This window comes from Micromonospora sp. WMMD1102, assembly GCF_029626265.1.
Lineage (GTDB): Bacteria > Actinomycetota > Actinomycetes > Mycobacteriales > Micromonosporaceae > Plantactinospora.
In genome coordinates, this window is the sequence record NZ_JARUBN010000001.1 from 6,633,545 (window position 1) to 6,659,589 (window position 26,045).

The 26,045-nt window shown below is 73.3% G+C and carries 20 protein-coding genes and 1 pseudogene; 4 read left to right on the plus strand and 17 right to left on the minus strand.

From position 1 onward, the window contains the following. Positions 1 to 131: 131 nt before the first annotated feature. A complete protein-coding gene (locus O7626_RS29865; RefSeq protein ID WP_278064369.1) occupies positions 132 to 938 on the plus strand; it encodes a hypothetical protein in 807 nt (268 codons plus the stop codon). A gap of 249 nt (positions 939 to 1,187) precedes the next feature. Here O7626_RS29865 and O7626_RS29870 read toward each other — a convergent pair whose 3' ends face one another. Together O7626_RS29870 and O7626_RS29875 are read right to left on the minus strand one after the other, a co-directional pair. After that, the gene (locus O7626_RS29870) at positions 1,188 to 1,934 is read right to left on the minus strand and encodes an SDR family oxidoreductase (protein WP_278064370.1); all 747 of its coding nucleotides are present in this window, start codon (positions 1,932 to 1,934) and stop codon (positions 1,188 to 1,190) included. 122 nt (positions 1,935 to 2,056) lie between these two features. Further along, positions 2,057 to 2,620 carry a TetR/AcrR family transcriptional regulator gene (locus tag O7626_RS29875; protein ID WP_278064371.1) on the minus strand — a complete coding sequence of 188 codons (564 nt, stop codon included), beginning with the start codon at positions 2,618 to 2,620 and terminating at the stop codon, positions 2,057 to 2,059. Positions 2,621 to 2,801: 181 nt separating this feature from the next. Between O7626_RS29875 and O7626_RS29880 the strand changes: the two genes are divergently transcribed. Continuing rightward, a complete protein-coding gene (locus O7626_RS29880; protein WP_278064372.1) occupies positions 2,802 to 4,259 on the plus strand; it encodes a DHA2 family efflux MFS transporter permease subunit in 1,458 nt (485 codons plus the stop codon). Positions 4,260 to 4,317: 58 nt separating this feature from the next. On the opposite strand, the gene O7626_RS29885 is transcribed toward O7626_RS29880, so the two are convergent. The 6 genes and pseudogenes from O7626_RS29885 to O7626_RS29910 all read right to left on the minus strand — a co-directional run bounded on the left by O7626_RS29885 (position 4,318) and on the right by O7626_RS29910 (position 9,881). After that, a complete protein-coding gene (locus tag O7626_RS29885; protein ID WP_278064373.1) occupies positions 4,318 to 5,505 on the minus strand; it encodes a branched-chain amino acid ABC transporter permease in 1,188 nt (395 codons plus the stop codon). Between the two features lie 23 nt (positions 5,506 to 5,528). After that, a complete protein-coding gene (locus tag O7626_RS29890) occupies positions 5,529 to 6,419 on the minus strand; it encodes a branched-chain amino acid ABC transporter permease (RefSeq protein ID WP_278064374.1) in 891 nt (296 codons plus the stop codon). Beyond that, on the minus strand, positions 6,416 to 7,183 hold the full coding sequence (locus O7626_RS29895; protein WP_278064375.1) for an ABC transporter ATP-binding protein: 768 nt from the start codon (positions 7,181 to 7,183) through the stop codon (positions 6,416 to 6,418). Before O7626_RS29895 ends, O7626_RS29890 begins: the two co-directional genes overlap by 4 nt. Then, complete coding sequence (locus O7626_RS29900; protein WP_278064376.1) at positions 7,180 to 7,923, minus strand: ABC transporter ATP-binding protein; 744 nt, start codon at positions 7,921 to 7,923, stop codon at positions 7,180 to 7,182. Before O7626_RS29900 ends, O7626_RS29895 begins: the two co-directional genes overlap by 4 nt. Positions 7,924 to 7,926: 3 nt before the next feature. Then, positions 7,927 to 9,133: pseudogene (locus O7626_RS29905) on the minus strand (substrate-binding domain-containing protein). 145 nt (positions 9,134 to 9,278) lie between these two features. Then, positions 9,279 to 9,881: a TetR/AcrR family transcriptional regulator gene (locus O7626_RS29910; protein ID WP_278064377.1), complete on the minus strand. Its 603-nt coding sequence runs from the start codon at positions 9,879 to 9,881 to the stop codon at positions 9,279 to 9,281. Positions 9,882 to 10,046: 165 nt separating this feature from the next. On the opposite strand from O7626_RS29910, the gene O7626_RS29915 reads away from it, so the two are divergent. Then, positions 10,047 to 10,670, plus strand: a complete 624-nt coding sequence (locus O7626_RS29915; protein ID WP_278064378.1) for a hypothetical protein — start codon at positions 10,047 to 10,049, stop codon at positions 10,668 to 10,670. Positions 10,671 to 10,730: 60 nt separating this feature from the next. Here the strand turns inward: O7626_RS29915 and O7626_RS29920 are convergent, their stop codons facing one another. The 8 genes from O7626_RS29920 to O7626_RS29955 all read right to left on the minus strand — a co-directional run bounded on the left by O7626_RS29920 (position 10,731) and on the right by O7626_RS29955 (position 20,489). Further along, positions 10,731 to 12,476: a protein kinase gene (locus O7626_RS29920; protein ID WP_278064379.1), complete on the minus strand. Its 1,746-nt coding sequence runs from the start codon at positions 12,474 to 12,476 to the stop codon at positions 10,731 to 10,733. Positions 12,477 to 12,601: 125 nt separating this feature from the next. Next, the gene (locus O7626_RS29925; RefSeq protein WP_278064380.1) at positions 12,602 to 14,197 is read right to left on the minus strand and encodes a fused MFS/spermidine synthase; all 1,596 of its coding nucleotides are present in this window, start codon (positions 14,195 to 14,197) and stop codon (positions 12,602 to 12,604) included. A 36-nt stretch (positions 14,198 to 14,233) separates the two neighbouring features. Then, positions 14,234 to 15,193, minus strand: coding sequence for a hypothetical protein (locus O7626_RS29930; RefSeq protein ID WP_278066375.1), 960 nt, complete (start codon positions 15,191 to 15,193; stop codon positions 14,234 to 14,236). A gap of 385 nt (positions 15,194 to 15,578) precedes the next feature. Then, a complete protein-coding gene (locus O7626_RS29935; RefSeq protein ID WP_278064381.1) occupies positions 15,579 to 16,400 on the minus strand; it encodes an inositol monophosphatase in 822 nt (273 codons plus the stop codon). Beyond that, positions 16,393 to 16,845 (minus strand): response regulator, encoded by a 453-nt coding sequence (locus O7626_RS29940; RefSeq protein ID WP_278064382.1) that lies wholly within the window; start codon positions 16,843 to 16,845, stop codon positions 16,393 to 16,395. Before O7626_RS29940 ends, O7626_RS29935 begins: the two co-directional genes overlap by 8 nt. 51 nt (positions 16,846 to 16,896) lie before the next feature. Beyond that, positions 16,897 to 18,699 carry a sensor histidine kinase gene (locus tag O7626_RS29945; protein ID WP_278064383.1) on the minus strand — a complete coding sequence of 601 codons (1,803 nt, stop codon included), beginning with the start codon at positions 18,697 to 18,699 and terminating at the stop codon, positions 16,897 to 16,899. Next, positions 18,696 to 19,856 carry a fused response regulator/phosphatase gene (locus O7626_RS29950; RefSeq protein WP_278066376.1) on the minus strand — a complete coding sequence of 387 codons (1,161 nt, stop codon included), beginning with the start codon at positions 19,854 to 19,856 and terminating at the stop codon, positions 18,696 to 18,698. Before O7626_RS29950 ends, O7626_RS29945 begins: the two co-directional genes overlap by 4 nt. A gap of 270 nt (positions 19,857 to 20,126) precedes the next feature. After that, on the minus strand, positions 20,127 to 20,489 hold the full coding sequence (locus O7626_RS29955) for a hypothetical protein (protein ID WP_278064384.1): 363 nt from the start codon (positions 20,487 to 20,489) through the stop codon (positions 20,127 to 20,129). Between the two features lie 126 nt (positions 20,490 to 20,615). Between O7626_RS29955 and O7626_RS29960 the strand changes: the two genes are divergently transcribed. Further along, positions 20,616 to 23,015, plus strand: coding sequence for a M28 family peptidase (locus O7626_RS29960; RefSeq protein ID WP_278064385.1), 2,400 nt, complete (start codon positions 20,616 to 20,618; stop codon positions 23,013 to 23,015). A 280-nt stretch (positions 23,016 to 23,295) separates the two neighbouring features. Here the strand turns inward: O7626_RS29960 and O7626_RS29965 are convergent, their stop codons facing one another. Then, complete coding sequence (locus tag O7626_RS29965; protein WP_278064386.1) at positions 23,296 to 25,587, minus strand: glycoside hydrolase family 9 protein; 2,292 nt, start codon at positions 25,585 to 25,587, stop codon at positions 23,296 to 23,298. Positions 25,588 to 26,045 lie beyond the last annotated feature (458 nt).

A 26,045-nucleotide genomic window follows, 5' to 3' on the forward strand; every position in this document is an offset into this window, starting at 1 on the left:
CGCACGGCAGTCCGACGGCAGCATAACGGCAGTGGTCGAAGGCAGGTACGCAGTGCGGGGTCAGTGCGACGGCAGTCCGGGCCGGCAGCATTTCCGGCGTCGATCCACGGCACCGCTGAGAAGGGAACGCAATGAACACAGAGATCCGCGCAGCACGCTGGGCCCGGCGTACCGCCGGCCCGATGGCCGCACTGCTCGGCATGGCGGTACTGCTGGGCGGCTGCGGGAAGCTGAAGGAGGAAGTGGCGACCGTCACCGCCAAGCAGACACTGCTGGGGACGGTGCCGGACGGTGACGAGGGACCGTTCAGGTTCAGCGGCAAGGACGGCAGCGACGACGTCTCCGGTACGGTCGACCCGGCCGCGAAGGGGCTGGAACTCTCCACCGCGATCAAGGACCCGGAGCACGGCTTCACCACCAACATCGCGTTCCGGATCGTCGGCGACGACGTCTGGACGAAGATCTCCTTCACCGGCACCAAGGGGCTGACCGGGCTTCCCAAGCTGCCGAAGAAGTGGCTGAAACTGGATCCCGCGAAGCTCACCGACGCGGAGAGCGTGCCGAAGTACGAGGGGACCGACCCGGGCAACACCGGGCCGCTGCTGGAGGCCGCCACCTCGGTGAACGACGAGGGCAACGGCAAGTACTCCGGCAGCATCGACCTGACCTCGGGTGAGGCGGCGAAGGTGCTGGAGGCGGAGCAGATGACCGCGCTCGGTGAGGCGGCGAAGCAGGTGCCGTTCACCGCGACGGTCGACGGCGAGCAGCGGCTGACCTCGCTCGTCCTCGACCTGGCGAAGGCCGGTGGCACCAACTCCGCCCAGTATGTCGTGAACTACCAGGACTTCGGCAGCACGCCGAAGCTCGCCGCACCGGCGGGAGGGCAGGCCCAGAACGCGCCGAAGCTGGCGTACGACCTGCTCAACGGGGGCGAGTAGGCGGTCGCGGGCCGGCGCGACGGCATCGGGTGCGGGCCTGCGGGCCGGGTGGTGGCCACGGGGGCCCGCCACCCGGCCCGTTCGGGTAGCGCAGGCCGGCCTGCTCGCGTGTGCGGGCCGGCCCGTTCGCGCGGGCAGCCCGTTCGCGCGGGCAGCCCGTTCGCGCGGGCAGCCCGTTCGCGCGGGCAGCCCGTTCGCGCGGGCAGCCCGTTCGCGCGGGCCGGCCTGCGGGCGGAATCGGCGGCCGGGTCAGCGGCCGAGGACCGAGCCGCCGTTCACGCCGAGCACCTGGCCGGTGACGTACCCGGCCGCCGGGCTGACCAGATATCTGACCGCCGCTGCGATATCGGCCGGCTCGCCGGCCCGCCCCACCAGGGTCGCGTCGACCCGCCGCCGGTGCCCCTCCGGCGTCATCCGGCCGTCGAAGAACTCGGTGTCGACGACGTAACCCGGGCTGATCACGTTGACCGTGATCTGCTCCGGCCCGAGTTCCTGGGCCAGGTGGTAACCCCAGCCGTGCAGCGCCGCCTTCGCCGCCGAGTACGGCCCGCCGCCGCCGCGCTGTGCCGCGATCGAGCTGATCAGCAGTACCCGACCGCCGGGGCGGCGCAGTGCCGGCCGGAGCGCCTCGGTCAGCAGTACGGCGGTGAGCACGTTGCTGTCGAGGTTGGCCCGCCACCGCGCGGCCACGCCGTCCAGGGTGGACGAATCGCCGTCCAGGTAACCGCCCGCGTTGTTGACCACCGCGTCGACGGTGCGTCCGGCGACCGCCTCGACGACCCGGCCGAGCTGTGCCGGGTCGGTCAGGTCCGCCGGTACCGCCTGGACCGAGCCAGGCCGGTCGAGTTGCTTTCCGATCCGGGTCGCGGTCTGCTCCAGTGGTTCGGCGCGCCGACCGACCACGATGACGTCGTACCCGTCGGAGACCAGGCCCTCCGCGACGGCCGCGCCGATCCCGGTCGCGCCACCGCTGACCACCGCCAGTCTTTCCGCCATCCGTCAGTCCTCCCCTGTCTCGTGCCGCACGAACGCCCGCTCCGCCCCGGGCCGGAGGTCGACCCCACCGACCAGGCGGCGGACGCCGCCACCCGAACCGTCGGCCGGGCCGGCGAGCCAGGCTACCCGGCAGGCTCGGCACGGGACTTGTCGAACGACCCGGCGATCTCCGCCACCCACGGTTCCGGCTGCACCGCGCCGGGCCCGAGCGCCCGCATCGAGGCCAGTACGGTGAGCAGCATCCCGCTGCTGAGGAACGCCCTGGTCTCGTCCTCGTCCGCGCCGGTCAGTTCCCGGATCAGCCGGTAGATCCCACCGAAGCAGTCGCGCACGGCGCTGCCGATCACCGGGTCGGAGCTGGCCGCGAAGCCGTGCAGGAGCAGGGTCAGCAGGTCCCGTTCGGCCAGCAGCTCGTCGTACGCCTCGCCGAGGCTCTCCAGGTCGGGCGAGCGCTCGGCCGCGTCCCGGAAAACCTGCTCGATCCGGGCGACGGCGTGCTCGACGGCGGCGATGAAGAGCCGTTGCTTGGAGCCGAACAGCCGGATGACGTACGGCTGGGAGACCCCGGCCAGCCGGGCGACGTCGTCGGTGGAGGTGCCGGCGTAGCCGGAGATGGCGAACGCCCTGACGGCGGCCTCGGCGAGCTGTTCGCCGCGCTCGGCGGCGGTCAGCCGGGTCCTGGACATCGTCACGCACCCCTTCCGTCTCCGACACGTCGATCTCCCGGCCAGGTCGATCTTTCCGGCCGGGTCGATCCTGCCGCAGTCGCCGGGCCGCCGTCACCCCGGGCGGACGTTGACATGTTATCAGTCAATGCTTACCTTGGGAGCGTCTAGTTATCAGTCGATAACAACTAACGGAGCTGCCATGTCCAGTGCGCCCACCCTCGGCGGTGCCAGCGCCGCGACCCCCGTGCCGGAACGACCGATCGAGGCCGCCGGAGCGACGAGCGACCCCGGAACCCCCGCGCGACCGCTGGCGGCCGTGCTCGCCGCCGTCGGCATACCGATGTTCATGGTCACCCTGGACAACCTGGTGGTCACCACGGCACTGCCGGTGATCCGGACCGAGCTCGGCGCGTCCCTGACCGACCTCCAGTGGTTCGTCAACGCCTACACGCTGCCGTTCGCCGCCCTGCTGCTCACCGCCGCCGCACTCGGCGACCGGGTCGGCCGCCGCCGGCTGTTCCTCGCCGGCATCGCGCTGTTCACCCTCGCCTCCGCCGCCTGCGCCCTGGCCACCGAACCCTGGATGCTCACCGCCGCCCGAGCCGTGCAGGGCCTGGCCGGCGCGGCCGTGATGCCGCTCTCGCTCACCCTGCTCGCCGCCGCCGTCCCCGACCGGCTCCGGGACGCCGCGATCGGGATCTGGGGCGGGATCAGCGGCCTCGGCGTCGCGGTCGGCCCGGTGGTCGGCGGCGCGGTGGTCGAGGGCCTCGACTGGACCTGGATCTTCTGGCTGAACGTGCCGGTGGGACTGCTCGCCCTGCTGCTGGCCGCGACCGTGCTGCGCGAGTCGCACGGCCCGGCCGCCCGGCTCGACCCGGTCGGGCTGGTGCTGAGTACGGCCGGGGTGTTCGCCCTGGTCTGGGGGGTGGTGCACGGGCAGGACCACGGCTGGACCTCGACCCGGGCGCTGGTCGCCCTGATCGGCGGCGGCGTACTTGTCGTCGGGTTCCTCGGCTGGGAGACCCGGACCCCGGTACCGATGCTGCCACTGCGGCTCTTCCGGTCCCGCGCCTTCAGCGTGGTGAACGTGGTGGCGTTCACCTTCTCGCTCGGCGTCTTCGGCTCGGTCTTCCTGCTCGCCCAGTTCTTCCAGGTGGCGCAGGGGCACAGCCCGCTGGACGCCGGCATCCGGACGATGCCGTGGACCATGGCACCGATGGTGGTCGCCCCGCTGGCCGGGCTGCTGGTCGGCCGGCTCGGCGTGCGCACCCTGGTCGTCGCCGGGCAGGCGATGCTGGCCGTCGCGCTGGGCTGGCTCGCCCTGGCCAGCACCGCCGAGGTCGACTATGCCGTCCTGGTGGTGCCGCTGGCGCTGGCCGGGATCGGCATGGGCCTGACCTTCGCGCCGATGAGCACCGCCACGATGGCCAGTGTGCCCGTCGAGTCCCGGGGAGTCGCCTCCGGCACCAACAACAGCGTCCGGGAACTCGGGGTCGCCGTCGGGGTGGCGGTGCTGGCCTCCGTCTTCGCGGCCAACGGCGCCTACACCAGCCCTGCCTCCTTCGTGCAGGGCCTCACCCCGGCCGTACTCGTCGGCGCGGCCGTCGTCGCCACCGGCGCCCTGGCCGCCCTCCTCCTCCCCCGCAGAGGGCAGTGATCACGTGGCGTCCGGCCTGCTCTGCGACAGGCTCTCGGGCAGGCCGGACGCTACGTGGTCATGAAGAGCGGCGAGGGGGGCGGGGGCGGGTGGGTAGGAGGGTGCGGAAGGGGGCTAGGCGGGTGGAGAGGCTGGCCAGGCCGCCGGGGAAGAAGTAGACCGCCAGGATGAAGACGGTGCCGAGCACGAAGAGCGGCTGGGACAGCGGCCCGCTCAGCACCCCCGGCAGCGAGTCCACCGCCGACGAGGCGCCGAAGGCGGTCAGCCGGTGGTCCAGGTACATGTAGAGCATGCCGCCGAGCACCGGCCCCCAGCGGGTGCCGGGCCCGCCCAGCACCACCATGACCAGCAGGGACAGGGTCAGCTCGGAGGAGGTGACGTGCGGCGAGGCGCCGCCGACCAGCAGGCAGTAGATCGCCCCACCGGCGGTGGCGAGCCCGCCGGCCAGGGTGAACGCCAGCAGCTTGAACCGGTACGGGTCGAGCCCGAGCACCCCGACCCGCCGCTCGTCGTCGCGCAGCCCGGCGAGTACCCGGCCGGTGGGCGAGCCGGTCACCCGGTGCACCACGAAGACGACCAGGGCGAGATAGGCCAGGGCCAACCAGTACAGGTTGACGGTGTTGCCGACCCCGACCAGCATCGCCGGCAGCCCCGACACGTCCAGCGAGAGTCCCTCCTCGCCGCCGGTGAGCCCGCCGAAGTCCCGGGCCACCAGGATCGCACCGACCTGGGCGAACGCCAGGGTCACCATCGCGAACGCGATCCCGGCGGTACGCAGCGCGATCGCCCCGAGCAGCCCGGCCAGGATGGTGCCGCCGACCAGGGTCAGCAGGGCGGCCTGCCACAGCGGCAGTCCGGCCCGGGTGACCAGGATGTCGGTGCCGTAGACGCCGGCCGCGAAATAGAGCGCGTGCCCGAAGGAGAGCATGCCGGTCCGGCCGAACAGCAGGTCGTAGCCGGCGGCCAGGCCACCGAAGACCAGGCAGATGGCGAGCAGTTGCAGCGTCCCCGGCCCGTTCAGCGGCCCGTCGAAGACCCCCGGTACCGAGAGCGTCGAGTACGGCAGGGCCGCGAAGACCAGCAGCACCAGCAGTGGTGACCAGGTGCGCAGGGCCGACCGCCAGTTCCGGCGGGATGCCGGTGCGGAACCGGCGGCCGGCGGTGCGGTCGGCGGTGCGGTAGGCGGGTCGGCCTCCGCCGTCACGGCCGCGGCCGACACCCCGGAGCCCGTCTTCAGGCCGGTCATCCCGGTTCCTCCGCTCGGCTCGGTCATGTGGTCGCCGCCCTTCCGGCGATGCCCTGCGGGCGGAGCAGCAGCACGATCGCCAGCAGCGCGACCACGCAGATGTCCCCGGCCCCGGAGGTGCCGTAGTAGTTGACGAACTGCTGGAGCAGGCCCACCGCGACGGCGGCGTACGCGGACCCGACGACCGAGCCCATCCCGCCGATCACCACCACGATGAAGGCGAAGATCAGCAGTGATCCGCCCTGGCTCGGCGAGACCGAGCCGAAGTAGACCCCGCCGAGCGCACCGGCCAGCGCGGCAGCCGCCCCGCCGATCGCGAAGACCAGGGTGAACGCCCTCCGCACGTCGATGCCGAGCGCGGTGACCATCTCCCGGTTCTCCACCCCGGCCCGGATCACCAGGCCGTAGCGGGTGTAGCGGAGAAAGCCGAGCAGCGCGGCCAGCACCAGGGCGGCGGCGACGACCAGCAGGAGGCCGGAGTTCGGCACCTTGGCGCCGAGGATCGAGGTGACCCGCTGGGTCCAGTCCGGGCGCGGGAACGGTCGCGGGTCCGCGCCCCAGGTCGCCTGGAGCAGGGCCACCCCGGCCAGCGAGAGCCCGACGGTGACGAGTACCTGCTCGATGGTGCGGGAGTAGAGCGGCCGGATCATCACCAGTTCGACGGCCATCCCGACCACCGCACCGGCGACGACGCCGAACGCGACCGCGAGGACGAAGCCGAGCCCGGAGGGGCCGGCACCGGGCAGATTCCCCGCCGCCCACCAGGTGGCGTACGCCCCGACGGAGAGGAACAGCCCGTGCGCGAAGTTGAGCACGTCGGCCAGCCCGAACACCAGGGAGAGTCCGGAGGCGACCAGGAAGTAGAGCGCGGCCAGGCCCAGCCCGGTGAGCGTCAGCAGCACGATCGTGCTCATCCGGCCGACACCTCCCGGGCCGTCTCGACCGTCGCGTGGTCGGCGGCCACGCCGACGCCGAGCAGGGATCTGGTCAACGCCGCCTCCCGGAGCAGGTCGTCGGCGGTGCCGGTGAAGGCGACCCGGCCGGCGGCGAGCACCACCGCGTCGCGGGCCAGTCGGCGTACCACCGCGAGGTTCTGTTCGACGAGCAGCACCGGCACGGTGGCCGCGACCCGTTCCAGCACCTCGGCCACCTCGGTGACCACCTTCGGCGCCAGCCCCTTGGTCGGCTCGTCGACAAGCAGCAGCCGGTTGTCGTTGAGCAGCACCCGGCCGATCGCCAGCATCTGCTGCTGACCGCCGGAGAGCGAGCCGGCCCGCTGCCGGCCGCGCCGCTCCAGCTCCGGGAAGAGTTCGAAGACCCGGTCGTACGCCGGGGTGCTGCCGCGCCGCTCGGCGAGCCGCAGGTTCTCGCTGACGGTGAGGCCGGCGAAGACGCACCGGTCCTCGGGTACGTAGCCGAGGCCGTCCCGGACCAGCCGGTGGGTCGGCTCGCCGGTGAGCGACCGCTCGCCCATCCGTACCGTGCCGCGTACCTCGCCGCCGCGCGGGGTGAGCCCGAGGACCGCCCGCAGCGTGGTGGTCTTGCCGACCCCGTTGCGGCCGAGCAGCACGGTCACCCCGCTCGGCGCGACGGTGAACGAGACGCCCTGCAGGATGTGCAGCCCGGCGATCCGTACCGACAGGTCGGCGACGGCGAGGACGGGAGGACTGTCACTCATATCGACTCACCTAGGTACGCCTCCTGCACCACCGGGTTGGCCATCACGGTCGCCGGGACGTCGCAGGCGAGCAGCGCGCCGTGGTGCATCACCGCGATCCGGTCGGCGAGCCCGAGGATCACGTCCATGTGGTGTTCCACCATGAGTACGGCCCGGCCACTGTCGCCGGTCAACGACCGGATCACCTCGACCAGCTCCGGTACGTCCTCCGCGCTCACCCCGGCCATCGGCTCGTCGAGCAGCATCACCCTCGGCTCGCCGGCCAGCAGCAGCGCGATCTCGAGCTTCCGCTTCTCGCCGTGTGCGAGGGTGCCGGCCAGCGCCTCGGCCCGGTGGGCCAGGCCGACCCGGTCCAGTGCCGTGTCGGCGGCGGCCACCACCTCCCGGTCGGCGGCCGCCCGCCGCCACAGCTTCATCGAGCCGCCCCGGTGTGCCTGCACGGCCAGCCGGACGTTCTCCCGCACGCTCAGCGAGCCGAAGACCGAGGAGGCCTGGAAGGTCCGGCCCAGTCCCCGCCGGGCCCGCTGGTACGGCGGCAGTGCGCCGATGTCCGTACCGTCCAGCAAAACCTGGCCGGCGGTCGGCCGGCGCAGCCCGGAGACCAGGTTGAACAGCGAGGTCTTGCCGGCGCCGTTCGGGCCGATCACGCCGAGGAACTCCCCGGGTGCCAGCTCCAGGTCGACGCCGTCGACGATGGCGACCTCGCCGATCCGCCAGGTCAGGTCGCGGGTGGCGAGCACACCTCAGCCCTTCATCGCCACGGCCGGCGGCGCCGTCTCGTCCGGGGTGAGCACCTTCGGCGACTCCGCCTTCATCGCGTCGCCGGTGCCGCTCAGCCTGGCCTGGAACATCGGCTGGAGCAGCGCGTGGTCCTCGGCCCGGACCGTCATCCTGCCCTTGACGCCGTCGAAGCTCCAGCCCTCCAGCGCGGTGACCATCTTGTCGACGTCGTCGCCGCCCTCCTGGACCGCGCGGACGATCATCTGGGCGGCGGCGAAGCCGTCCGGGTGGAACAGGTCCAGCGTCCCGCCGGGTACGGCCTGCTTGGCGGCCTGCGCGGCCGGGTTGTCGGCGGCGCCGTCGAAGAAGTGCGACAGGAAGGAGATCTTGGTGCCGGCCGCCCCGAAGGTCGGCCAGGAGGCCCGGATGTCCAGCCCGGTGACCACGGTGGTGGAGCCGAGCACGCCCTGCTGGTCCAGGGTCTGCCACATCGCCGGGGCGGTGGTGCCGGCCCAGGCGACGAAGAGCAGGTCCGGCCTGGCCGCGGTCAGCTGGCTGGCGAACGGGGGTGAAGTCGGTGGCGCTGGCCGGGGCGAGCACGCTGCTCACCGTGGCACCGGCGCCGCCGATGACCGCCTTGACGGCCGCCTCGTTGCTCTTGCCGAACGCGCTGTCCTGGGCGAAGACCACGACCTTCTTGCCGGCCGCGTCGCCGATGAAGGACTTCGCGGTCATCACGTCCTGGTACGACTGCCGCCCGGACCGGAAGGTGTACTTGTTCACCCCGGTCGCGCCGTCGGTGGCGGCCGGCCCGGAGACGAAGAGCACCTTGTTCTGCGCGGCGATCGGGGCGACCTGGAGGGCGACGCCGGAGGCGGTGGAACCGGCGAGGATCTTGTGGCCCTTGCCGATCAGGTCCTTCGCCGCCGAGACCGCCTTGGCGGGGTCGCCCGCGTCGTCGACCTCGGTCACCTCGACCGGACGGTCGCCGATCTTGTTGCTGCCCTCGGTGGCGTACGCCAGCCCGGCCCGGAAACCTTCGATGTACTGCTTGCCATAGCTGGCCAACGCCCCGGACTGGGAGTAGACCAGACCGACCCTTACCGGCGCGGCGCCCTCGCCACCCCCGTCCGCGGTCTCCTGCGGGCTGCCGCAGGCGGTGCCGGCAAGCGCCCCGACCAGCAGCGTGGCGGCGGTGACCAGTACCCGCCGTGTCGTCCGGACCGTCATCATCGCTCCACGTGAGGGTGAAGTGGAAGAGCATCGTCGGCTCACGGTAGAAGTGACGTCAGGCACGTACTATGTGGCGCGGACCCATAAGTAGCCGCCGGCGGATGGTCGGCGGAGCCAGGCACGGTCCCGGCCCGATGCCCCGTCAAACGGTGGGGAGGACCAGCGTCAGGTGGGCGTCCAGGGCCCTCAGGGCGTTCTCCGGTGTGGTTTGCGCGGTCAGCAGGTACGTGCCCAGCCCTTCGGTGACCGCCAGCAGGCCGGCCGCTGCCGCGTCCGGGTCGATGTCTGCGCGCGCCCCGTCAGTCGTGCGCACCCTGCGGATCTGGTCGGCGAGATGGGCGACCAGCTGCGACGTGTCCCGGCGCAGTGACGCGCCCGCCTCGGGGCGCAGCGCCGCGTAGGCGAGGAACGCGAGCGCCACCAGGCCGTCGGCGCGGCTGGCGTCGTCGAGCGGGAGGAGCCCGGCCAGTACCGCACGGAGGAAGTCGCGCGGTGCGGGGTCCGGCCCCAGCCGGCTGACCGCCTCGGTGATGCGGGCCTCGTTGCGCTCCCGCACGACGCCGAGCGCGAACTGCATCATCTCGTCCTTGGTGCGGAAGTAGTGCTGCACCATGCCCGACGTGACGCCCGCCTCGGTGGCCACGTGTCGCAGGCTGACGCCTTCGAAGCCGTGGCGGACCGCGACGCGCAGCAGGGCATCGGCGATGAGCCTGCGCCGTTCGTGATGGTCGACCATCTTCGGCATGACCCCATGATTTCACATTGCAGTTGAAATGAAATAGCGTTACATTGCAGTCGCAACACAAAGCGCGCTGGAGGGATGATGATCGAGGCACGTGGTGGGCGACGCCATGCGCGGGCTGGCGGTGGGCGCCCCGCTGGCGCTGGTCGGGTACCGCCGGAGCACCCGATGAGGCTGGCGCGTACGGCCACCGCGTACGAGGCGGCGATGTGGAGCAGCCTGTTCCGCTGGGTCCTGCGCCGGCCGCCGTCGTACCCACCGGGCACCCGGACGTTCGGCTATCTGGGGGCGGTCAAGCCGATCCTCATCACTTTCATCGTGCTGTCCGCTGTGGAGGTTCCCATCTTCGACCTCATCGTGAGCCGGCTGGTGCCGTGGTCACCGGCGCGGTGGATCGTGCTCGGGCTCGGCGTCTACGGCCTGATCTGGATGCTCGGTCTCTTCGCGATGCTGCGACTGCATCCGCACGAGCTGGGTGACACCGGCATCCGGATACGCAACGGGATCGGTGTGGACGTGACGATCCCGTGGACGGACATCGCGGCCGTACACGGGCGGTACCGGTCGCTGCCGTCGAGCAGGGCCGTGCAGGTCGAGCAGGACAGCGACGGGCCGGTCGTCAACCTGGGTACGGGTGGGCAGACGAGTGTCGACATCACCCTGCGCGAACCATCCTCGTTGGACCTGCCGAAGGGGCCGAGCGGACCGACGACCCGGGTCCGCCTGTACGCGGACGACAGGGACGCCTTCGTAGCATCCGCTTCCGAACACCTGGCGGCGCTCACCCGTTGAGGGGGTGCCGACGGCGACACCGCGCCAGCGTCGAAGGGCGGGAGGGCGGCTGGCCTTGGGCTAGCCCGGCTTCGGACCCCTGCCCTCGGCCGGCTTTCCCGGACCCGTGCCCTTCGGCGCCTTCTCCCTCGGCGCCTTCTCCTTCGGCGCCGCGCCCTTGGCCGGCTTGCCGCCGGGGCCGGTGCGCCGCGGGTCGGCCGGCGCAGCGGGCTGGTCCGGCGCGGTCGCCGGTGCCACCGCCCCGATCGGGTCACCGGCCGCCGTACCACCGGTCTCGCCGGGGACGCTGGAGACCCGGGCCGCGCAGGCGTGTTCGCCGAGCCGGAACTCGACTGGCAGCGGGTTGCTGCCGGCGTGCTCGCCGACCAGCCCGAACCGGACGGCCCCGCCGGCCGGCAGGGTCGACCCGGCGCCGTCGGCGGGCCGGAGCAGCACGTCCTGGCCCTGCTGGCGGGACTCCGGCGACGGCTCGCGGGTGAGCACCTGCTCGGCCGGGAAGGCGAACCGCAGGGTCCAGTCCCGTACCGCCCTGGCGCCAAGGTTGGTGACCGTGAGTTCGGCCTGGAACGAGCGGCCGGTGTCCGCTTGGAGTACGTAGTCGACCCGGCACGTCGAGGTGCCACCCATCGCCAGGTTCGTCGGCGTCTCCGCCCCGCCGGCCGGTGCGGAGCCGCCGCCGGCACCCGCCCAGACCGCACCGCTGACCGCCAGCAGGCCGACCCCGACCGCCGCGACCCGGATCCGGTTGCCGAGCCGCGTCGTGGGCCGGCCGAGCCAGGCCGGCGGCCAGCCCCGCCGGGCGGGCAGCGGCAGCGGGTCGGTCACCGGGCGGGGCAGCATCGCGGTCTCGCCGTGCGCCGACACCGCCGGACGGGCCTCGGCCGGCTCCGCATCGTCCGGGCCGGCCGGCTGTGACGGCGCGGCGAGCACCGTACCGGCGGTTACCGGCAGCACCACCCCGGCCGCCCGGGCCAGGGTACGGGCCAGTTCGCCGCTCTGCGGCCGCTCCTCCGGCGCCTTCGCCAGGCACCGGGTGACGAGTTCCGCCACCTCGTCCGGCAGCCCGGACACCGGTGGCATCGGCGCCGGCTCGGCGTAGAGGTGCGCCCGCAGCGTCTGGGTACGCGTCGACGTCCGCCACGGCATCCGGCCGGTCAGCGCCCGGTAGAGCAGCAGGCCGAGGGCGTACACGTCGGTGGCGGGGCAGACGTCGCCCTGGGCGAGCCGCTCCGGGGCGACGTACGCGGGCGTGCCGTAGAGCCCGCCCTCGTCGCCGTCCCGCTCGCCGACCAGCGCCGAGATGCCGAAGTCGAGGACCTTGGCACCCATCGGGGTCAGCATCACGTTTCCGGGGGTGATGTCGCGGTGCACCACACCCCGGGCGTGCGCGGCGGCCAGCGCGGCGGCGACCTGGGCGCCGAGCACCACGCCCTGCCACCAGGGCAGCGGGCCCTCCCGGTCCAGCCAGCTCGCCAGCGTCTCGCCGTCGACCAACTCCATCACCACGTACGGCACGGTCCGGCCGGACCGGACCGACTCGCCGTAGTCGTAGACGCCGGTGATGTGCGGGTGGCAGAGCCGGGCGGCGGCTCGGGCCTCGGTGCGGAGCTGGTGCCGGAACGCCCGGTCGGTGGTCAGCTTCGGGGCGAGCATCTTCACCGCCACCGGCCGGCCCAGCACCTCGTCGTGGCCACGCCAGACCACTGACATGCCGCCCTCGCCGAGTTCCTCGATCAGCCGGTAGCGGGCACCGACCAGTTCCGTGCCGTACCGCTGTGCTCCGCCCCACCAGCCCTGCCCGGTCATGGAGATCTCTTTGCCGGTGCCGCACTGGATTACACCTGTCGGAGGCGATTCTTCTCGGATCGGTCGCCGGACACCGGCCCCGGCCGCTCCTCCGCCGACCCCGGGGCGATGGCTCAGGCGATGGCTCAGGCGGTGGCGAGGAGCTGGTCGACCGGGGCGTACTCGTCGGTGAGCACGATCGCGTCGTCGACGAAGGCGTCGAGGTCGGCACCGGAGACGACGGTGACCGGTGCGTTCACCGAGGTGACCAGGCGTTCCTCCACCTCCTCCACCGGCAGTGGCCGGTCGGAGGCGAGGATCACGAAGTTGGCGCCCTGCGAGCCGGCCAGCGCGGCGGGCGGCGCGACGAGTGCGACGTGCGGGAACTCGGCCGCCACCGTGGCCACCTCGGAGCGGATGAAGCGCAGCGGCGGATGGTCGATGACGTTCTGCGCGTAGATGCCGCCGGGGCGGATCACCCGGCGCACCTCGGCGGCCATCTCCCGGGTGGCCAGGTGCCAGGGCACCACCAGGTGTCCGAAGGCGTCCCCGACCACCAGGTCGGCGCTGCCGGCGGCCCGCTCCCCGATCAGCATCCGGGCGTCGCCGACCCGGGCGCGCAGCTCCGGGCCGGTCCGCACGTCCAGCTCGCGGCGGCCCAGCTCGACGAGTTCGCCGTCGATCTCGTAGACCTCGTTCCGGGTGCCGGGCCGGGTCTCGGTCAGGTAGCGCGGCATGGTGAAGCCGCCGCCGCCGAGGTGCACCGCCTGGAGCGGCGCCCCGGCCGGGGCCATCACGTCGGCCACCGCCCCGATCCACTTGGTGTACTCGAACTCCAGGTGCCGCGGGTCGGCCAGGTCCACATAGGAGTGCCAGGCCGAGTTGAGCACCAGCAGCCGGCCGGTGGAATTGTCCGGATCCGGCTCGACCGAGGCGCAGTGGTACGCCGTCTCCACGTCGCACGGCGTCGGCGCGACCGCGCTGAGCGAGGCACCGACCAGCCCGAGTACGGCCGCGGCGGCGGTGACCCGGGACGGCTTCGGCAGCACCCCGGGGGCCTGCCGGCGCAGGTAGACAGCGAGGGCCAGGCCGGTCAGCCCGAGCAGGACCGCCAGGCCGAGGATGATCGCGGTACTCGGCAGGGCGGCGACCAGCACGAACCCGGTGCCCAGGGTGGCGGTGATCGCGCCGAGGGTGCCGATGCTGGAGAGCCGCCCGACCACCTGGCCGGTCTGCCGCAGGTCACCCAGTTGCAGCTTCACCACCAGCGGGGTGATCGCGGCGAGCAGGGCAGCCGGCAGGAAGATCGCCAGCGCGGTGAGCAGCAGGATGCCGACGGCGGCTCCGCCGCGCAGCACCTCGCCGGCGTACCTGACGATCGGCAGGGTCAGCGCGGTGCAGATGCCGGCCAGCACCAGGGCCGGGGCGAGCAGCCGGCGCGGGTCCCGGCGGTCGGCGAGCCAGCCACCGGTCCAGGCGCCGTACGCGATGGCGGCCAGCGCCACCCCGATCACCGAGCTGGTGACCTGGAGGGTGACCCCGACATACGGGCCGACCAGCCGCAGCGACGCCGTCTCCAGGACGAGTACGGCACCGCTGGCGACGAAGACCAGGGTGGCCGCGAGGCCGGGCGGCAGTGCCCGGGGCGCGGGGTGGGCCGCCCCGTCCGCGACGGCGGTGCGGTCATCGGCTGGACCGCTGCGGCCGTCCGCGTCCGCCAACCCAGGTGGTGAAGAGTCCATCGCAGCGATGGTACGCACCCCACCGGCGGCTCCGGGCTACAACATCGACAGATGAACGTGGTTCGTGTGGTCCGAGGCCGGGTCGCCGTTGCCGTTGTACGCCCGCCACCCGTTTCCGGGCATCCAGATCTGCCGGTACCAGATCACGTAGAGCACCCCGAGCCGGCTGGCGTTCTTGACGTAGAACGCGGCGACGTTGTTGCCGTACGTCCGGTCGCCGCCGGTGGCGTCGACGTTCCGGAAGCCGCCGGCCGCGGCCGAGAAGTCGCAGGCGCGTCCCTTGGGGTGCTCGCCACCGCCGCCGCTGCGGTGGCAGGAGGTGTGCCGCTTGTAGCCGTTCGCCTTGGCCTGGTTGAGCGCGTGCAGGGTGCGCGGCGTGATGCACCCGCTGGTGGTCGGGTCGGCGATGGAGCAGGACTCCTTGGGCCAGGAGCCGTCGGAGTTGCGCGGGGCGGGCTTGGCCAGCGGCGAGTTGGCGCTGATCAGCCCGCCGGACGGGTTGCCGCCGACCGAGGCCAGGGCCCGTTCGGCGTCCTTCTTCTTCTTGGCGATGATCTCGACCTGGCGCTGCTGCTCGCGGACCTCGGCGTCGATCGCGTTCTTCGCCCGGGTCGCCTGGTCCAGCGAGTCGGCCAGCTCACGGAGCTGCTTGTCGTCGCGCTGGGCGATCATCTCCAGCCCGGCGGCGCGTTCCAGGAACGACTGCGGTGAGGCGCTGTTCAGCAGGGCCGACACCGGGGTGAGCCGGCCGCGGCGGTAGGTCTCGGCGGCGATCACCCCGACCTCCCGGGTCAGCGTGGCGATCCGCGTCTCCAGCTGCTTGAGCTGCGTGCCGAGCTGGCTCTGCCGCTTCTTGGAGCTGTTCAGCTTGGCGGTCGCCTCGATGTGCCCCCGGGAGGCGGACTCCAGGGCGTCCCGGAGCTTCTTGGTGCCGCCCTCGTCACCAGGGGAGCTGGGTGCGGCGGAGGCCGGAGCGGCGGCGGTGGTGACCAGCAGCGCGGGGGCTCCGGCGAGGACCGCGGCGGCGACGAGCAGCGCGGTGAACCGGCCGGGACGGTGCAGCCGGGCAGTGAACCGGCCGGGACGGTGCAGCCGGGCGATGGCCGTTGTGCGCACGAAAGCCGTTCCTTCCGTAGGCCGCCGACCCCGAAGGGTCCACACTGACCACTCGGCGGCGGTCGCCACCGGCACCCTCTACGGCGCCACCTGGCGGAGACCGCCGGTCAGCCTACCGGAAGCCGGCCGCGCTGTCGGCCCGCGTACGGGCGCCGCAATATCACAGAAAAGTGGAAGATTGCGCGGTAAACCGACTTTTGCCGTGGTGTTTCGCCGGAGGGCGCACGGGTTCCGGGAGCCGCTCAGGAGGTGGCCAGCAGGGCGCTCAGGAGGTGGCCAGCAGGGCGGCGTGCACGGTGTCCCAGACCGACCCGTTGACGGCGACCAGCAGCCCGGCCCGGCCGTCCGTCGGGTCGTACGGGCTGCCGTCGAGTCGCCGGACCACCCCGCCGGCCGCCTCGACCAGCAACGCTCCGGGGACGTGGTCCCAGGGCAGGGTGCGCCAGAAGATCGCGAACTGCTGCCGATTGTCCACAATATCGGCATATTCCTGGCCAGCACAGTGCTGCCCCGGAAGTACCGCACCGATCCGGTCCGCGCCGACCGCCACCCGGCGCCGCAGCTCCTCGGGCAGGAAGCGGGTCGCCACCACCCCGCGCAGCGTCCCGGCGGCGAGCGGCTCGGCGGTCGTCCGCACCGGCTCCCCGTCCCGGTACGCCCCGTTCCCGGCCGTGGCCACCAGCAGGCGGTCCGCCATCGGGTCGAGGATCCAGGCCGCCTCGGTACGCCCGCCCCGGCGCAGCGCCGCCATCACCGCGAACGGCTGCCGGCCGGCGGCGAAGTTCGCCGTACCGTCCAGCGGGTCGACCAGCCACACCTCGGCCGGCCCGGCGAGCCGGTCGAGTACCGCCGGATCGTCGGCCACGCCCTCCTCGCCGACCACCTCGGACCCCGGCCGGAGCCGGCGCAGCTCGGCGGCGATCAGCTCCTCGGCCCGGCGGTCGGCCACCGTCACCACCTCGCCGGGGGCCTTCTCCGCGACGTCGGCAACGGTCAGGTGCCGGAACAGCGGCAGGATGGCGTCGGCGGCGGCCCGGCGCAGCAGCGCGCCGACCTCCTCGACGAGCCGCGCCTCGGGATCAGCCACGCGGCGGGAGCTTCACGACACTGACGAAGAACTCGTCGATCTGCCGGACCACCGCGATGAAGCGCTCGAAGTCGACCGGCTTGGTCACGTACGCGTTCGCGTGCAGCTGGTAGCTGCGCAGGATGTCCTCGTCGGCCTGCGAGGTGGTCAGCACCACCACCGGAATCCGGCAGAGCTGTTCGTCCCGCTTGATCTCGGCCAGCACCTCCCGGCCGTCCCGGCGGGGCAGGTTGAGGTCGAGCAGGATCAGGTCCGGCGGTACGGCGTCGGCGTACTCGCCCTCCCGGCGCAGGTACGCCAGGGCCGCCGCGCCGTCGGAGACCACGGTGAGCCGGTTGCGCAGCTTGTGCTCCTCGAACGCCTCCTGCGTCATCAGCACGTCACCCGGGTCGTCCTCGACCAGCAGCACCTCGATCGGGCTCTTGCCGTCCGCCGGTGCCGTCATCGGCCCCTCCTCCTCGATCCGCCCAGCGCGCAGGCCGGATTCGCTAGTCCGTCAGACAGTGTGCTTCATGTCGCCGGCCGGCCGGGCCGACTTCCCCGGCGGTGTGGCGTCGGCCTCGTCCACGCCGGCCCCGTCCGCCGACCCGGTGCCCGCCGGCTCCGCGCCCGCCGACCCGGCGCCCGCCGAGTCGCCGCTCCCCGACTCGGCGGCCTGTGCCGGCACCGCCGGTGCGGTGGCCTCCACCGCATCGGCTTCCGCCGCGCCGGCCTCCGCGCCGCCGGCCTCGGCCGGTGCGGCGGACTCCCGCAGTTCCGGCGGCACCGGCAGGGTGAACCGGATCACCGTGCCCTCGGCCACCGCGCCGGGCTCCACCCAGACCCGGCCGCCGTGGTACTCGACGATCTTCTTCACGATGGCCAGCCCGATGCCGGTACCCGGATAGGCGTCCTTGGCGTGCAGCCGCTGGAAGATCACGAAGATCTTGTCCGCGAACTCGGACTCGATGCCGATCCCGTTGTCCTGGCAGCTGATCTCCCACTCGTCGCCGACCAGCCGGGCCGAGACGTGCACCTTCGGCGGCACGTCCGGGCGGCGGAACTTGAGCGAGTTGCCGACCAGGTTCGCCAGCAGGTTGATCAGCAGCGTCTCCTCGCCCCGGATCACCGGCAGCTCCGACCAGGTGAGTTCGCCGCCGACGTACCGCCGGGTGTTCTCGGTCTGCGCGGCGACCTCGGTCATCACCGCGTTCAGGTCCACGTCGCCGAAGCCGCTGGTGATCCGGCCGATCCGGGAGAAGGCCAGCAGGTCGTTGATCAGCCGCTGCATCCGCTGCGCCCCGTCCACCGCGAACGCGATGTACTGGTCGGCCCGCTCGTCGAGCTTGCCCGCGTACCGGCGTTGCAGCAGCTGGCAGAAGCTGGCGACCTTGCGCAGCGGCTCCTGGAGGTCGTGCGAGGCGACGTAGGCGAACTGCTCCAGGTCCCGGTTGGACCGGACCAGTTCCTCGGCCTGCTTCTCCAGCTGGCTGTTCACCCACTCGATGCGTTCCCGGGCCTGCCGCACCTCGGCCAGGTCGGCGGCGATCCGGCGGCGCATCCCGTCGACGTCGCCGGCCAGCGCGGCGAGTTCCGGCGGCCCGACCTGCTCGATCTCCCGCTGGTACGCCCCGCCGGCCACCTCCCGCACCTGGGCGGCCAGCGTGGTGACCGGACCGATCACCAGCCGGTTCAGCGAGGTCAGCAGGGCCAGCCCGGCCAGCACCACCACGATCGCGGCCAGCACCAGCAGCAGCACCAGGGCGTTGCCGGTCCGCCGGGCGTTCTCCGCGACGCTGTTGCGCAGTTCGAGGATCGAACCCTGCAACGCCTCGACCTCGCCGCGCAGCTCGGTGAACCGGGCACCGGTCTGCGTGGTCAGGAACTCCTGGGCCGCCTCCGGGCCGCTGCCCGTGGTCAGCTCGATCGCCGGCTCGGCCACCACCGCCCGCCACTGCCGGGCGTGGTCGCGCACGGTGTACAGCTCGCGGCGGATCTCCGGCTGGTCGTCGAGGAGGGCGTCCATCGAGGCGATCAGCGCCGCCTCCCGCCGCACCCCCTCCCGGTACGGCGCCAGGTCGGCGTCGTTGGCGGTGACCGCGAAGCCGCGTACCCCGCCCTGCTGGTCCACCAGGGTGCTGAGCAGCGCCTGGCCGTCGGTGCGCAGCGGACCGGTCTTGTTGAGCAGGGTGTCCAGGTGTTGCCGGTTGTCGGTGGCGACCACGGCCGCACCGGCGGCCAGCAGGCCGAGCACCAGGCCGACGATCACGCAGAGCGCGGTGACCCGGCGGCGCAACGTCCACCTCGACGGTGTCCTCACCGCCCCTCCCCTCGGCTGACCAGCAGCATCGCCACGTCGTCGGCGAGCGGGCCGCCGTTGTACTCCTCGGCCCGCTCCACCAGCCAGCCGGGCAGCTCCGGCAGGCCCACCCCACCGGCCCGCGGATCGGCCACCAGCCGGCGCAGCCCTGGCACGTCAAGCCGGTCGTCGCCGTCGTCGATCCGGCCCTCGATCAGCCCATCGGTGTACATCAACAGTGACCAGTCCTCGGTGTCGAAACGCAGTTCGTGCGCGACCGGCGGCCGGGGCTTCACGCCGAGCAGCAACCCGTACGGCGCCGGCACCGGCACCACCCGGCCGCCGGCCAGCAGCAGCGGCGGCGGGTGCCCGGCCAGCCGGACGGTGGCCCGGTTGCCGGCCAGGTCCAGCCGGACGGCGGCGACGGTGGCGAAGATCTCCCGGGCCGACCGCTCGCTCATCAGCACCTGCTCCAGCGCCGGCAGCACCTGGTCGTCGGGAACTCCCGCCAGCACCAGGGCCCGCCAGGCGACCCGGAGTTCGACGCCGAGCGCGGCCTCGTCCACGCCGTGCCCGCAGACGTCGCCGACGATCAGGTCGACCCGGTCCGGGCTGGTCTGCACCACGTCGTAGAAGTCGCCGCCGATCAGCGCCTCGTGCCGGCCGGGCCGGTAGAAGGGCTGCACCTGGAGCAGCTTCGTGTCGATCAACGGCTGGGGCAGCAGGCCGCGTTCCAGCCGGGCCGACTCGGCCTGGCGCAGCTCGACCTCGCGCAGCCGCCGGGTGTTCTCGTCGGCCCGCTTGCGCTCCACCGCGTAGCGCAGCGACCGGGCCAGCAACACCCCGTCGACCTGCCCCTTGACCAGGTAGTCCTGGGCGCCCTCGGCGACCGCGCCGATGCCGAGGTGCTCGTCGGAGCGGCCGGTGAGCACGCAGACGGCGGCACCGCTGGCCATGTCGAGCACCTGGCGGAGCCCGTCCAGGCCCTGCGCGTCCGGCAGACCGAGGTCGAGCAGTACGCAGTCGACGCCGGAGAGCTGCGCCCGCGCGGTGTTCAGGCTGTTCGCCACGAGCAGCTCGATGCCGTCGCCGGTCTCGGCGAGCAACTCGCCGACCAGGAAGGCGTCGGCGTCGTCGTCCTCGATCAGCAGCACCCGGAGCCGCTCCCGGGGCGGCAGCTTGGCGTGCCGGCCGAGCCCTCCGTGCGGGTACGAGGGCGCGGGTACGACGGACGACCCGGTCACCGGGCCGCCCCCCTCCATCCGGTCACGACGCCTCCTCGCTCCGTTCCCCGCCGCCACGGCCGCCCCGACCGGGCCGTCCGGTAACCGCGCCCCCCGCGTCTCGTCCGGCCCTTTCCGTACCGCGTCCGCCACGACGATCCGCGCCGATCCTGTACCACCCAACGCTGCCACACAACACAGGTGGCGCCGACACGGCTCCCGGTGTCACCTCGGGGCTTCCGCCGGACCGGCCGGATGCCGCAGGCGCACCTGTTCGGCCCGGTCCGCGATCACCTGGCCGAGCACCCCGTGCAGCCGGCCGCAGTCGAGGCAGTGCAGGTTCTCGTCCAGCCGCCGCCCGCCGCAACCCGCGCAGGCGCCCCGGTCGGCCGGGTCGCGGTAGCCGGCCAGTGCCTCGGTGAGGGCCCGGGCCAGGTGCGGGGTGAGCGGGATCGTCCCGGCCTCCCCGGCGCTCCGGACGTCGAGGACCCCGACGGGCGGGGCGTCCGGCTCCGGGTCGTAGGGCGCCACCCGGGCGACGAACTCACGCAGCGCGTCCGCCGGATCGGTCAGTCGGTACGTGGACATGAGTATCACGCTATGCGACCGGCGGCCAGCAGGGTGACCCGGCCCGGCGCCAGTGGGGTGACCCCGGCTGGCCGGGTCCGGGCCGACCGCGATGATGGCAGTCGCTGCCGACCCCTGGAGGCACCCGTGCCCACCCCTTACCACCCTTCCTCCGTCCCCGAGCGGGCGCTGGCCCGGCCCCGGCGCCGGTTGACGGCCGCGCTGGCCGCGCTGGCCGCGCTGCTGGCGGTCGGCACGGTCACCGTGCTCGGCCTCGGCACCCCCGCACCGGCCGGGCTCGACGCGCCGGCCGGGGAGTTCAGCGCGGAGCGGGCGTACCGGCACCTGCGGACGATCGCGGCGCAGACCCATCCGGCCGGCAGTCCGGCCGCCGAGCAGGTACGCGGGTACCTGGAGAACACCCTGCGTGACCTCGGCCTCGCCCCGGAAGTCCAGGACACCGTCGCCGAGGAGGCCGGACAGCTCAGCGGCGGCGCGGGCGGCGCGACGCTGGCCCGGGTACGCAACGTGGTCGCCCGGATTCCCGGCACCGACCCCACCGGCCGGGTCTTCCTGGTGGCGCACTACGACTCGGTGCAGGTCGGTCCGGGCGGCAACGACGACGGTGCCGGCACCTCGGCGCTGCTGGAGGTGGCCCGCGCGCTGACCTCCGGCGAGCGGCCGCGCAACGACGTGGTGCTGGTCTTCACCGACGCCGAGGAGGCGTGCCTCTGCGGCGCCTCGGCGTTCGCCGCCGAGCATCCGCTGGCCGCCGACGGCGGGGTGGTGCTCAACCTGGAGGCGCGGGGCAGCACCGGACCGGTGATCATGTTCGAGACCTCGCTGCGCAACGCCGGCCTGGTGGAGGTCTTCGGCCGGGCGGCGCCGTACCCGGTGGGCACCTCGTTCGCGGTCGAGGTCTACCGGCTGCTGCCGAACGACACCGACTTCACCGCCTTCCTCGACCACGGCTTCACCGGGCTGAACGCCGCCTACATCGACGGCGCCGCGCTCTACCACACCCCGCTGGACACCCCGGCCAACGTCGACCGGGGCAGCCTGCAACAGCACGGGGCGAACGCGCTCGGGCTGGCCCGGGAGTTCGGCGCGGTCGACCTGGCCCGGCTGGGCGCCGACGGGGACGCCACGTACTTCCCGCTGCCCGGCGGGCTGGCCCGGTACCCCGGCTGGCTCACCCTGCCGCTCGCGCTGCTGGCACTGGCCGGGGTCGGGGTACTGGCCTTCGCCGTACGACGCGGCGGACGCGCCTCCTGGCCCCGGCTCGCCGCCGGGTTCGGGCTGGCGCTGCTGCCGATCGTGCTCGCCCCGGCCGGGGCGTACCTGCTCTGGGCCGGGATCACGGCGCTGCGGCCGGGCTACGCGACGCTGCTCGACCCGTACCGTCCACTGTGGTATCGACTGGCGGTGCTGGCGCTCGCCGCCGCGGTGCTGTCCGGCTGGTACGCGCTGACCCGGCGGCGGGTCGGCCCGGCGGCACTGGCCGTCGGCGGGCTGGGCTGGCTCGCCGTACTCGGGGCGCTGCTGGCGCTCGTCGCGCCCGGCGGGTCGTACCTGACCACCCTGCCGGCGCTGGCCGGCGTGCTCACCGGGCTGGCCGCCCTGGCGGTACGCCGGGACGGCCCCTGGGCGGTGGTCGCGGTGACCGCCGGTGCGGCGGTCGGGGTACTCCTGCTGCTACCCACCGTCGTGCTGCTCTTCCCGGCGCTCGGCATGGCGATGGGCGGCGTCGGCGCGCTCTTCGCGGTGCTGCTCGGGCTGGCCGCGCTGCCCGTGCTGGACCTGCTGCACCCGGCGGCCGGCGGCCAGCGCGGGATGGCGGCGCTGCGGGCCCGGCGGCGCGGTGCGCTGCCGGCGCTGGCCGCGCTGCTCGGCGCCGCGCTCCTCGCCGGCACCGGCCTGGCCGTCGACCGGTTCGACGCCGGGCACCCGGTGCCGACCCATCTGATGTACGCGCTGGACGCCGACACCGGCACCGCCCGCTGGCTCAGCGAGGAGACCGATCCGCAGCCGTGGACCGACGGGTACGTCGACGGCCCGACCCGGCTCGGCGACACCTTCCCGGTCCTCGGCGACGGGGAACTGCGCGCCGGCCCGGCCGAGGCCGCCGCACTGCCCCCGCCCCGGCTCGACCCGCTCGGCGACGTCACCGAGTCAGGGCTGCGTACCCTGCGGGTCCGGCTGGTCCCGCAGCGGCCGGTACGGTTCGCCGCGCTGCACGTCGACCCGGCGACCGCCAGCGTGGTGGCGGCGCGGGTCGCCGGCCGGGAGGTCCGGGTCGAGCCCGGCGACGGCTCGGCGGCCGGCCCGGCGCCGTTCGGGGTGGTGTTCCACGCCCCGCCGGTCGAGGGGATCGAGATCGAGCTGCGGCTGCGCCCGGCCGGGGGCGGCCCGGTGCGGCTGCGGGCGATGGACGCCAGCGACGGGCTCGCCGGGCTGCCCGGCTTCCGGCCGCGCCCGCCCGGCGTCGGCATCGTCGGCTCGCACAGCTCGGAGCTGGTGGCGGTGGCCCGGACGTATCCGATGTGACCTCCGGTCCGATGGAACCTCCGGGCGGCTCGCGCCGGCACCGGGACGGACCCCCGGCGACGCCGCCGTGCGCCCGTCCGGTGTGCACGGTGACCGTCCGATGTGACACCGGACGGGGTTCGCGACGCCTGTTCAGACAACGGGCATCCGCGATGTCCGGGCAACGGCCCACCTCATCCACAACGGGCCAGGTGCGGTGGGCCGGGTCTCCGGCCGGCAGCTCTCGCGCCGCCGGCCGGAGTCCGCGCCGCGTACGGACGCGTCGGTTCCCGGGACGGCGTCAGTGCCGCCGGTGGGGCCGGGCGTCGCCGTTGTCCTGGTCGGCGACGAAGGCCGCGATCCAGGACAGCGGGGAGTTCCAGTTGATCGTCAGCTCGTTGGTCGCCCAGGACTCGATGTCGTCGATGTAGCAGAACTGCGGCGCGCAGCCGCGCAGCTTCTGCTGGGCGACCGGGTCCTGGATGGCCGAGTTCGGGCCGCCTGCGAGGGTGCCCCGGGGCGGGTTGGGCAACTCGGGGTTGAGCTGGCGGGCGTACCAGCGGCTGTGCTGGTTGCGCGAGGCCACCTCGCCGTACCCGGTCACGTACGACTGGTTCAGCGCGTTGCGGCCGAAGATGTAGTCCATCGTCTGCAACACCCCGTCCCGGTAGCGGTCCCGGCCGGTCAGGTCGAAGGCGGTGGCCAGCACGATGGCGTTGTTGACGATCAGGTTGTTCGAACCCCAGTCGAAGAGGTTGTCCGACGGGTTGTACGGGATGCCGTACGGGTGGGCCTCGAGGGTGGCCAGGTAGCGGTCGGCGCCCTCGGCGACGGAGGCGCGCACCCGGGCCCGGTCCGGCAGCCTGTTCGGCACCGTGGCCAGTTGCAGCCGGCCGAGGGCGGCGGTGTTGCCCCAGTCCATCCCGCGCTCCCGCCAGACGTCGCCGCGGTGGTGCGGCGAGGCGAGCACGAAGTCGCGGTACTCCTTCGCCCCGGTGGTCAGGTACAGCTCGGCGGCGGCCCAGTAGAACTCGTCGGTGACGTCGGCGTCGTTGTACGCGCCGCCGCCGTTGGCGTCGGCCGGGTCGGCGTACCGCTCCGGGTTGGCCAGCGCGGCGGCCCAGGCCGTCTTCGCGGCGGCGAGGTTGCGCTCGGCGAACCGCCGGTCGTACGGCTTGAAGACCCGGGCCGCCTGGGCTGCGGTGGCGGCCAGGTTGAGGGTGGCGGCGGTGGACGGCGGGTGCAGCTCACGCAACTTGGCGTCCAGGTGCGGCAGCAGCGGCAGCCCGGTCCACGAGTCGTCGTGGATCTTGTGGTGGGCCATCCCGGCCAGCGGCTTACCGGCCGGCACCTGCATCTTGAGCAGGAACTCCTGCTCCCAGCGGGCCTCGTCGAGGATGTCCGGCACCCGGTTGCCGCTCTCCGGCAGCGCCAGGGTGCGGTCGCCGAGCCGCCAGGGCTCGCCGGTGCCGGCCCGGAGGCTGCGCTCGTACTCGCTCATCAGCTGGTGCACCGAGATGCCGCCGTTGACCACGTACTTGCCGTGGTCGCCGGCGTCGTACCAGCCGCCGGAGACGTCCAGGGTGTAGTCGCAGACGCCGGGCTGGCAGGGCACCGAGGTGTCGCCCTGGTTCGGCGCCACCCCGACGTGTCCGGCCGGGCGGCCGTAGCCGGGGCGGAGCGCGTCGGAGATCTCCGTGCCGCTGCGCTGGGTGTAGTAGAACTTCAGCGCGTCGGTACGGAGCTGCTCGTAGAAGTCGGCGCCGATGTCGAACGGCCGGCTGGTCTCGCCGTCGGCGGTCAGCGTGTAGCCGGTGCCGGGCCGGGTGAAGTGCCCGAAGTCGATGGTGTGCACGTTCTGCCCGGAGGAGCGGTCCAGGCCGCGCGGGGTGGTCCGGCCCTGCTTGACGAGCCGGCCGGCCCGGTCGCGCAGCTGGTAGGGCAGCGGGCTGGTCGCCTCGGTGACCACCGTGGCGTTCTTCGGTCCCTTCGGCAGGTAGCCGACCTGGTTGACCCGGACCCTCGGGCCGGTGTCCGGTTCGTAGACGTCCGGCTCGGCGCCGCCGGTCAGCGAGACGTTGTCCAGGCAGATCGTCCACGGCTCGGTGCTGCCGCCGAGCTGGAAGACGACCTGGGCGTTCGGCAGGTCGACCGGGGAGGTGAAGGTGTAGCTGTACTCGTTGCCGGAGACGCTCAGCTCGGGGCTGGCCGACAGGTACTGCGTGTACGGGTCGACCGGCAACTGGACCAGCGCCCGGCCGACCTTGTTCGGGGTGGCCTGGCCGAAGAACTTGAACTCGTACGACTCACCGGCCACCAGCGCGACGACGTCCTGGCCGATGATCACGTCCCACGGGTTCACCGTGCCGCCGGGGATCGCGGCGCAGAGCTGGCCGGTGCTGGAGTCGAGGCTGATGTTGGCCGTCCCCCACCAGGGGGCGTGGCCGTCGTCGAAGGTGCCGTTGACGATCTGTTCCGGTGCCTCGTCGGCGGCCGCCGTGGCGGGGCCGGACGCGGTCAGCAGGGTGGCGGCCAGGGCCGCGACGGTGGCGGCGGCGAGTGGCGCGGTATGCGGCGAGCGGGGTCTGAGCACGTCATTCCTTCCGGTGGGCGCGGTGACCGGTGTCCGGCACCGCCGGGCGGGGGTGGTACGACGTGGAGCAAGATCTATGGAAGCGCTCCCAGTGGGAGAATACGGGGAGATTGACATCGAGTATCGTGCCTGTCAACCGGTCACCGGCGGCGACGGCAGCGGTCGACGGCGATAAATCCCATCGAAGCGGGACAGCCGGCGCCGCACCCCGGGCACGACCGACCGAACGGCCGACCGCCGACCCACCGAGCCGGCAACCGCCGACCGGACCGCCACCCCGGGCCGCCCGAGGGAACCACCTGGGTCGCCCGACGGCACCACCCGAGCGGGCCCGCCACCACAACCCCTCGGAGCACTACGCTCACACAGCGTAACTAGCCGCGAGGGTCGTCGACGGAAATGCCTGGTCGTCGCGAATTCGACCGGTCGGACCGCCGGCAGTTCCACCACCCACGGTA

What these genes read in the sequence shown, in the direction of transcription:
- O7626_RS29865 (WP_278064369.1), top strand. Translation starts at nt 132, where the DNA reads ATGAACACAGAGATCCGCGCAGCACGCTGGGCCCGGCGTACCGCCGGC.
- O7626_RS29870 (WP_278064370.1), bottom strand. Translation starts at nt 1,934, where the DNA reads ATGGCGGAAAGACTGGCGGTGGTCAGCGGTGGCGCGACCGGGATCGGC.
- O7626_RS29875 (WP_278064371.1), bottom strand. Translation starts at nt 2,620, where the DNA reads ATGTCCAGGACCCGGCTGACCGCCGCCGAGCGCGGCGAACAGCTCGCC.
- O7626_RS29880 (WP_278064372.1), top strand. Translation starts at nt 2,802, where the DNA reads ATGTCCAGTGCGCCCACCCTCGGCGGTGCCAGCGCCGCGACCCCCGTG.
- O7626_RS29885 (WP_278064373.1), bottom strand. Translation starts at nt 5,505, where the DNA reads ATGACCGGCCTGAAGACGGGCTCCGGGGTGTCGGCCGCGGCCGTGACG.
- O7626_RS29890 (WP_278064374.1), bottom strand. Translation starts at nt 6,419, where the DNA reads ATGAGCACGATCGTGCTGCTGACGCTCACCGGGCTGGGCCTGGCCGCG.
- O7626_RS29895 (WP_278064375.1), bottom strand. Translation starts at nt 7,183, where the DNA reads ATGAGTGACAGTCCTCCCGTCCTCGCCGTCGCCGACCTGTCGGTACGG.
- O7626_RS29910 (WP_278064377.1), bottom strand. Translation starts at nt 9,881, where the DNA reads ATGCCGAAGATGGTCGACCATCACGAACGGCGCAGGCTCATCGCCGAT.
- O7626_RS29915 (WP_278064378.1), top strand. Translation starts at nt 10,047, where the DNA reads ATGAGGCTGGCGCGTACGGCCACCGCGTACGAGGCGGCGATGTGGAGC.
- O7626_RS29920 (WP_278064379.1), bottom strand. Translation starts at nt 12,476, where the DNA reads ATGACCGGGCAGGGCTGGTGGGGCGGAGCACAGCGGTACGGCACGGAA.
- O7626_RS29925 (WP_278064380.1), bottom strand. Translation starts at nt 14,197, where the DNA reads ATGGACTCTTCACCACCTGGGTTGGCGGACGCGGACGGCCGCAGCGGT.
- O7626_RS29940 (WP_278064382.1), bottom strand. Translation starts at nt 16,845, where the DNA reads ATGACGGCACCGGCGGACGGCAAGAGCCCGATCGAGGTGCTGCTGGTC.
- O7626_RS29955 (WP_278064384.1), bottom strand. Translation starts at nt 20,489, where the DNA reads ATGTCCACGTACCGACTGACCGATCCGGCGGACGCGCTGCGTGAGTTC.